This is a genomic window from Lactiplantibacillus garii, assembly GCF_003885105.1.
Lineage (GTDB): Bacteria > Bacillota > Bacilli > Lactobacillales > Lactobacillaceae > Lactiplantibacillus > Lactiplantibacillus garii.
Map to the genome: position 1 here is coordinate 1 of NZ_QWZQ01000070.1, position 7,691 is coordinate 7,691.

Below are 7,691 nucleotides of genomic sequence, written 5' to 3' on the forward strand. Positions count from 1 at the left end.
GAACGGCCTGTTCCTTAAATTCCTTGTCATAACTGTGCTTCGTCATTATTTGATCCTCCAATTTACTTCCTTAATTATACTAAATCAGAGTCTCTATTTAACTTGTACACTTTTTATTCTAGGCCCAGTGATCCAATATATATTGAGGTGAAAACTACTAAGGGGGGCATAAATACTCCTTTTTATATTAGTGGGAATGAGCTAACAGCTGCAAAAAAATGCGGAGATAGTTATAAATTGTATAGAGTTTATAATATAACCGGTGACTGCAAGTTTTACACTGTAACTGGAAACTTGTCAAACGAACTAGAATTGTCTGCACAATCATATAAGGCAATGCCTCTAGAAAAAGGTTAAATAGCGCCTATTTATGATACGGGTCTCCGTATCACAAATGAAGCTGTTTTTAGAGTAGAAACCGGTGCATGGAGTGTTTCAGAAATCTATACCATAAATGATATGTCATAGTTCCTTCTTTTTTCGCATAAAAAATAGTGCTTTAGCAAATGAACGGCTGTCGTTTGTTTGCCAGAGCACTATTTTTGTTAAAAACTTGTTAGCGGCGAACGTAGTTATCCCAACTAGCACCCGGATAATTTCCTTTATACTTGAGAATTTTATGACCCTTAACCTTGAAACTAACGGTGTTTTTGGAATGCAGGTAGGTGTATTCGTAACCCCGAACTTTATACGTTTTAGCGCTTACTTTTTTATATTTAACGTTTTTTAGGTAAAACTTACCCGCGGAATATAAATAGACGCGTGACTTGGTTACCTTTAGGTGTGCAACCTTGGTTGAAACGTGTTTAACCCGCCATTTACCCCGAATTACTTTGGGTGTTCCTTTATGCCAAGTAGCAGCTTGAGCAGTTGTATCGGTCATTGTAACGGCCGTTGATAAGCTCAGAGTTGCTGCAATAGTCAGTAAACTTGCCGTGAATTTTTTCATTAAAAATCCCTCCCCGTATAGGTTTAGTATAGAGAACATAATGGGATGTTCAAGGATACTATGTCCTGCATAAAGTAAGGTAACTAGGTTAAGGGATGTACTCACAGAAATCGTATATGATTCGACGTAACGATTATCCAGAACGTGAATAATTATTCTAACTAAAACCGCTTTAATAAGCAACTCAGTTGATCAGTGGCACGACCCAATTGGTCCACAGCCACGAAATGGGCATGATGACGGCCATGATTGGAATCATGTCAGCGGTGGGGAACATTTTAATATGGGTAATCCGGAAGCCGCTGGCCAGCATGAGGACGCCCCCGGCCGCCTTGAAGTCAAAAATCATGGTGGGGGTCGTGAGTGGGACGACCACGTGAGCTAACAAAAAAATTAAGGTTAAAATAATGAGCTGTGGTACGGCAATCAGTGAGACGACCGCCCCTAGGTTAGCGCCGAAGATGATGGCCGCAAAGAAGTCCAAAATGGATTTGGAAATCAAAATAGTGGCGTCGCCGTTAATCCCTTCAGTCAACGTTCCGTAGATGCCGGTACCGCTCGCACAGAACAGCACGATCACCGTTACCAGCGTATCTTCAAACGCCTTCTCCTCAAGTTCGGAAGGGCCCTTGATAAATTTGGAAATGAACCGTTGCATTCCGCGGGCGCCCCGGTTGATTGCGTCTCCTAGGTGAAAAATAATACCAATACTCGTTCCAATGATGACGGCAAAGGTTACGGCCGCCAAGTTTTTTAAGGGAGCAATCGCGTAGATTCCCATGGTGATGGAACAAATACTAAATACCATGTTCAACCCCGTTTTCAGGCGTTCTGACATGAGCTTGCCACTGATTGCGCCGACAATCCCGCCAAATAGAATGGCGCCAACGCTCGTTATGATTCCGATTGGCATGCAATTCCTCCTCAATGACTAATTTTAACAACAGTTTATAGTCTAGTTGCCGCGAAAGCGGAGAACAATTCTGATTCTGTGTTAAACTATTCTAATTAAGAATAGATAGGGGGGAGCCGGTGGAAACTAGGAGATTAGCAGTTTTTGTGGACTTAGCGGAAACGCTTAACTATAGCCGGAGTGCCGAGCGGTTGTTTTTGTCGCAGTCGACCATTTCTAAAGACATCATGTTCCTTGAGAAGACGTGGCGGGTGAAGTTATTTATCCGTGCGCACCGGCAAGTTAAGTTGACGCGGGCTGGGCAATTGATCCTACCCAAGGTGAAACGGGTTTTAAAACGGGAAGCCGACTTAAACCAGGCCATCACTGGGCGATTCTGGCAACAAGAACGGCCGCTGGTTATTAAGGGGTTACCCTCGTTACCACAGTACCAAGCTTTTCAAATCATTACGGGTTTTACCAAACAGTATCCGGATATTAAATTGTGTTTTAGTGAAGCCGGCGTGGACCAGCTGGCGCACGCGCTGGACCAAAAAAACGTGGACGTGGTGTTTACCCGGATCTTTGACCAGCCGGCGAGTGCCTACGATACGCTGGTCAACGAGGCCGATCAACTCGTGGTACTCGTGCCTAAAAGTAACCCGTTGGCGCACCGCGCGTACTTAACGTTAGATATGTTAGAAAGTGAATCGATCCTTTTGCAGAGCGATACGGTTAGTAAAAACAGTCCGTTGTTTGCCGCTCTGCGGGATCTAAAGTTGCAACCGCGTGTCACCTATAACGGTCAACGAATCGAGTTGATCTTGGCGATGCTAAATCAGGGGGCCGGTATTTCGGTCGTGATGAACCGGTCGTTTGATTTGACCGGTTTTGACAACATCCAAGTGGTCCCGCTAGTACCAAAGATCAGCAGTCGGTTGGCGTTTATGAAACGGCGGGATAATCCGGCAGCGGTGGTCGATCTGTTTTGGAAATACGCCACGGACGAAACGCGCAGATTACGGTAGCTGGTTCGGTTAAAATACCAAGGAGTGGGTCGGAATGGAAATTAAATTAGCTGCCTTAGTAGAGGCAATTAGTCTGATGGATGATGAAACAACCGGGTTTTATAACCGTGTAACGGGTGAATTTAATTATATAAACGACTACGTCGATGACGTGGATGCGGGGATGATTGATTTTGACGATGACCGGTACCTACGATTACCGACCGCGTATGAAATTGACGATTATCAAATCATGCAAGCTTATACAGAGCGGTTGCCAGCAGGCAAGGACCAGCGTCAGCTAGCAGAAAGTTTGCGGGGGCGGGGCGCCTTTCACCATTTTCGGGAAACACTGATCCGGCTGGACTTAGAGCAAGCCTGGTACGCATTTCAAGATCAAGCTTATCGTCAAATCGCGATTGATTGGTGTCATGAAAATGGGCTAACCTATAAATAAATTGATAGGGCGTCGGCTAATCGAAGGGATGGTTAAAGTGAAGCAAATCTATTTTCTTTGTACGGGGAATTCTTGCCGCAGCCAGATGGCGGAAGGCTTTGCCAGACAGTTATTGGGAACGGGCTGGCAAGTTGCCAGCGCGGGCATTGAAACGCACGGGGTGAACCCTCTGGCCGTGCAAGTGATGCAAGAAGTGGGAGTGGATATGTCAGCGCAGACGTCCAAACTCATCGATTCGAACTATTTAAACCGGTGCAACCTGGTTGTGACTTTGTGTGGGGACGCACGGGACCGCTGCCCGGTGACACCAAGTAGGGTGCGCAGGCTCCACTGGCCACTACCAGATCCAGCCCAAGCTACGGGCACAACTGCCGAACGCTTAGCGGCTTTTCGAACGGTTCGGGATCAGATCAAACAAAATGTGACCGCCTTGGTACGGGAACTGGGCGATGCGGCTTGCCAATAAATAGTGGAAAGGCGGATTTTAGTATGACAATTGAAGAAATCACACGAGCCATTAAAACGGACCCGGAGAACGCTGAATTTACGGCGCAAGGTTGGGAGCCCCTCTTTCACGTGCCCGCTATGGCAACCATTTTGATTATTAGTCAGGCGCCCGGACGTGTTGCTCAAAACACGAAAACTTATTTTAACGACGCGAGTGGGGACCGGTTGCGGGACTGGATGGGGGTCACGCGGTCCGAGTTTTACGACAGTGATCGGATTGCCGTTATGCCGTTGGACTTTTACTATCCGGGTAAGGGCAAGAGTGGGGACTTGCCGCCCCGTAAAGGATTTGCGGCAAAGTGGCACCCCGAACTACTTAAAATGATGCCTAAAGTGCAACTAACCTTGCTGGTTGGTCAATACGCCATGCGAATGTACTTGGGTCTCAACCGGCAAAAAAACTTGACCGCCACGGTTCAAAAGTACGCGGCGTATTTACCAGCGTACTTTCCGTTAGTGCACCCGTCACCACTTAACTACGGCTGGCAGAAACGGAACCCGTGGTTTCAAACGGACGTTGTTCCCGAATTGCGAAAACGGGTGCGAATGGCGTTACGCTGACGGATGTTTCACGTGAAACATTCTTAGCATCTCAATTAAAGACAGTCGTAGGACTAGGCATGGTTAATTATTTTAGATATGTAAGCAAAACGTTCACCGTTGGAGAAAATCCACGATGAACGTTTATTGTTTTATTACTGATTAGCTAGCATTTCTTGAGCAAACTTTTTAACGAGTTCAATTTGTTCGGGCTTCAGCTTACCGCCCTTACTACCGAGTAATTTCATCCCCTTGCCACCCATGACTTGGTGGAAGTGGCCGACGATTGGGATGCCCTTCTTTTCAGCAATCTTCGTGAGGGCTTTGTCCGAAACCATTTCGGGGCCGCCAGAAGTGGTGAAAAGGGCGATCTTTTTAACTTTATTGGGGTCAAGGGCTTCCATAAAATCGGACGCCGCTGAATCGGGCCGCATAAAGTAGGTGCCGCCCCCGAAGAATAGCAAATCGGTTGCGCTCACGGGCGTCGCAACCGACTCCGCGGGAACGTTGGCCACCGCCGCAATCTGGTTTGCGAAAGCCTCGGTATTACCGTTGCGTGTTTGATAACGAATAGCCACTGTCATAATAATTCCTCCATTTTAAATCAATGGTCGGTGTGTCAATGTGCCGGCGTTGATCATTTCTATTAGTCACATTAGTTTAAGTATAGAACAGTTTGAAACCGATTACAAAATCCAAGTTGCGCTTAGTTACAATTTTGGGGTTAGTAAAACGCGCCCACCATGATTACTGGTAGGCGCGTTTTGCGAATTACTTCAAAAATTAGTTATGAACCGCAGTCCCTCGTTGTGCGTGTTGGATAGCATCGTTAACAGCTTCCTTGATTGCTCGACTGGAAGCGGAGGCCCCGGAAATGGCGTCAACGTCGGTCGAGTTAGCGGCAACGATTTCTTCCGGTAACTTGGACACGGCAACTAAACCAACGTCTTCACTTTCGTGGTGTTGGACCACTTCAACGTTTTGAATGGCTTGGTCGTGGTACGTGACCCGGACGACCACTTTACCACCCAGACCACTGTTAGAACTGCCTAAAAATTGATCGGGTTTGAGTGGAATGTTAGCGGCGCTTTCACCGTCAGCCAAATCATTGATTCCGTTGGCGGTGGTTGTGGTAACGAGTTCACCGTCCGCCTCGGTGTTAGCGGCACTTTCACCAGCTAACTTGCCAAAAATCAAACATTCTGCAAGGTTGCCACCACCCTGGTAACAGTTGGCGACGATCCCGCCCAATTCACCAGCGCCGAATAAGTGTGGGATCGGCTGATCATTCGTGTCTAAGATCTGCGCGTTTTCGTTACGTTGTGGGCCCCCCTGCGTATTTAAAACGTCGTTAGCGGCCGCGATGGCGTAGTAGGGACCGGCGTCCAAGGCTCGCATGGTCTGTGGGTCACGGCCAAAGGCGTAGTCGCGCCCGACTTCGGTATAGTGGTTAAAATCGGTCACGGTTTGTTCTAAGTTGGCGGCGGGAACGTTGATCTGGGCTGCCAGCTCCGCAATACTGTCCGCTTTAACCAGTTTATCCATAAATTCAGGGTAAGGCAGGCGGCCCCGGTCGGCGAGTTGCTGTTTAAAATCGGCGTACTGGTGTTGGTCAAAGACGAGGTACGGGTGTTGATTCATCATTGGAATCAACCAAGAACCGTGCGTTTGAATGTGACCATGGCGGTGTTTAGCGTCCTCTGGGAAGTAGCGGGTCCCATCGTCGGCAATGACAAAAATGCTGCCATGTTTAAGTAACGGCCACTGTTCGATTTGGCGGCCCCGTTCGTTAGGGCCTTCCTTGAAGGTGATTCCGGGTAAAATCCCGTGTGATTCGTAGTTGGTCATGTGCCACATTTTGGCCCCGACCTCCTGAGCCATGCGAACACCATCTCCCCGGTTGTAGAGCGTGCCTAGTGGGGTGAGGTGGTGACTATGCAGGTAAGTTTCGGTCAGTGCCGGATTATTTTCAAAGCCGCCCATGGCCAGGACGACCCCGTGGTTAGCGTGAACGTTGACCAGGTGGTGATTCCGTTCAATTTGCACACCGCGGATAGCTTTAGAAACGGGGTCTTGAATCAAATGTTGGGCCCGTGAGGCTAACCAGACGTCGATGTTGGCCGTGCGATTGAGGACTTCTTTACGCAGGACCTTCCAAAGGCCAGCGTCCTTATCACGTTTATGAACGAGGGCGAAGTCGACCGTATCACTCCCTGGTAATTCGGGGTATTCCGCCATCGTCTTTTTAACGGCCACCGCGTCGCCCGGTTTAATATCGTGTTTCCAACTAACGGCCTTAATCCCTAAGTACTTCTGGAAGTAGTCGGGGATGCGACTCATACCCGTTAAGTAGGCGTTTAACGTTTTAGCGGGTGTTTTAAACGGTGCGCCGAGGGCCTGGTAGTAAGCCGTTAATTTTTCAAGACTGTCGCCGGTCACCACGTGTTGAGCTGAGTAGCGGGTGTTACCGCCTTCGTGACCAAATGGCGCGGTATCGACTAATAAAACCTTTGCACCGTCATCAGCGGCAAACCGGGCGGCCGTTGCCCCGGCACCACCGAAGCCCAAAACAATGACGTCGTAGTTGGCTTGCCAGTCGACTTTGGTCGTGGTACTGCCCTGTAACGTCTTGATAAATTGAACAAAGTGGGCGAAGCAACTTTCTAAGAAATCAATGGAGCCCGCTTGGGTTAAGTCCCCCGCGGGATTAAACGCTTTTTGCGCGTAGCTTAGCATGTATTCGTTACCGGGTAAAACGATTCCGTCTACGCCGGGCGCGTTTAAGATATTGCGGAGTTCTTCCTGGGCACGGCAGGTCCCCTGAACGCCCAGTGACGTCCCCACCAACATAATTGGTTTATTTGCGAAGGGGTGCAAGCCGTATGAAAGCCATTCGATCACGTTTTTAAGTGCGGCCGGGACGGCGTGATCGTATTCCGGAACGCCAATAATGACCCCGTCAGCGTGACTAATTTTATCGTTTAACGCGTGGATGGTACTAGGGACCGCGCTTTGGTCCGGTTCGTTGAATAGCGGAATGTCTGTAATTTCATTAACGTCGATTTCAGCTTGGTCGCTAAAGTGGCGTTGCATGTAATGAAGTAAGTTGCGGTTATACGATTTTGCGGCGGTAGTTCCGACAAGTGCGATTAATTTCATAATTAACAGTCCTTTATTTAAAGTATGCAAAGCGCTAAGTGCTAGTGATTGTTTACGCTTTCAATATAAAAATTTGGGCCATAATTGCAAGCGGAGATTTTAAAATTAGTGGGTAATCGCCGGTGTACGGGGATTTGTTGACGAAATATTAGTTCCATTGATCGATAAAATAGTGAAATT

General features: G+C 48.0%; 9 protein-coding genes. 5 read left to right on the forward strand and 4 right to left on the reverse strand.

Features of this window, described 5'->3' with window-relative positions; translation table 11 throughout:
* Positions 1-102 precede the first annotated feature (102 nt).
* Complete coding sequence (locus D1831_RS14965) at positions 103-357, forward strand: DUF3883 domain-containing protein (RefSeq protein ID WP_225422900.1); 255 nt, start codon at positions 103-105, stop codon at positions 355-357.
* A gap of 199 nt (positions 358-556) precedes the next feature.
* Here the strand turns inward: D1831_RS14965 and D1831_RS13435 are convergent, their stop codons facing one another.
* Entirely contained in the window at positions 557-949 is a 393-nt protein-coding gene (locus tag D1831_RS13435) for a hypothetical protein (RefSeq protein WP_125073357.1), read from the reverse strand.
* 184 nt (positions 950-1,133) lie between these two features.
* Positions 1,134-1,862 carry a DUF554 domain-containing protein gene (locus D1831_RS13440; RefSeq protein WP_125073358.1) on the reverse strand — a complete coding sequence of 243 codons (729 nt, stop codon included), beginning with the start codon at positions 1,860-1,862 and terminating at the stop codon, positions 1,134-1,136.
* 119 nt (positions 1,863-1,981) lie between these two features.
* On the opposite strand from D1831_RS13440, the gene D1831_RS13445 reads away from it, so the two are divergent.
* From D1831_RS13445 to D1831_RS13460, 4 genes are read left to right on the forward strand one after another with little or no spacing between them, the layout of a single operon-like run.
* Positions 1,982-2,869: a LysR family transcriptional regulator gene (locus tag D1831_RS13445; protein ID WP_125073359.1), complete on the forward strand. Its 888-nt coding sequence runs from the start codon at positions 1,982-1,984 to the stop codon at positions 2,867-2,869.
* Between the two features lie 34 nt (positions 2,870-2,903).
* The gene (locus D1831_RS13450) at positions 2,904-3,305 is read left to right on the forward strand and encodes a UPF0158 family protein (RefSeq protein WP_125073360.1); all 402 of its coding nucleotides are present in this window, start codon (positions 2,904-2,906) and stop codon (positions 3,303-3,305) included.
* Between the two features lie 37 nt (positions 3,306-3,342).
* Complete coding sequence (gene arsC / locus D1831_RS13455) at positions 3,343-3,771, forward strand: arsenate reductase (thioredoxin) (RefSeq protein ID WP_125073361.1); 429 nt, start codon at positions 3,343-3,345, stop codon at positions 3,769-3,771.
* 23 nt (positions 3,772-3,794) lie between these two features.
* Complete coding sequence (locus tag D1831_RS13460) at positions 3,795-4,373, forward strand: uracil-DNA glycosylase family protein (protein ID WP_125073362.1); 579 nt, start codon at positions 3,795-3,797, stop codon at positions 4,371-4,373.
* A gap of 134 nt (positions 4,374-4,507) precedes the next feature.
* Here the strand turns inward: D1831_RS13460 and D1831_RS13465 are convergent, their stop codons facing one another.
* The gene (locus D1831_RS13465; protein ID WP_125073363.1) at positions 4,508-4,936 is read right to left on the reverse strand and encodes an NADPH-dependent FMN reductase family protein; all 429 of its coding nucleotides are present in this window, start codon (positions 4,934-4,936) and stop codon (positions 4,508-4,510) included.
* Positions 4,937-5,135: 199 nt separating this feature from the next.
* Positions 5,136-7,511 carry an NAD(P)H-dependent oxidoreductase gene (locus D1831_RS13470; protein ID WP_125073364.1) on the reverse strand — a complete coding sequence of 792 codons (2,376 nt, stop codon included), beginning with the start codon at positions 7,509-7,511 and terminating at the stop codon, positions 5,136-5,138.
* Between the last annotated feature and the right edge of the window lie 180 nt (positions 7,512-7,691).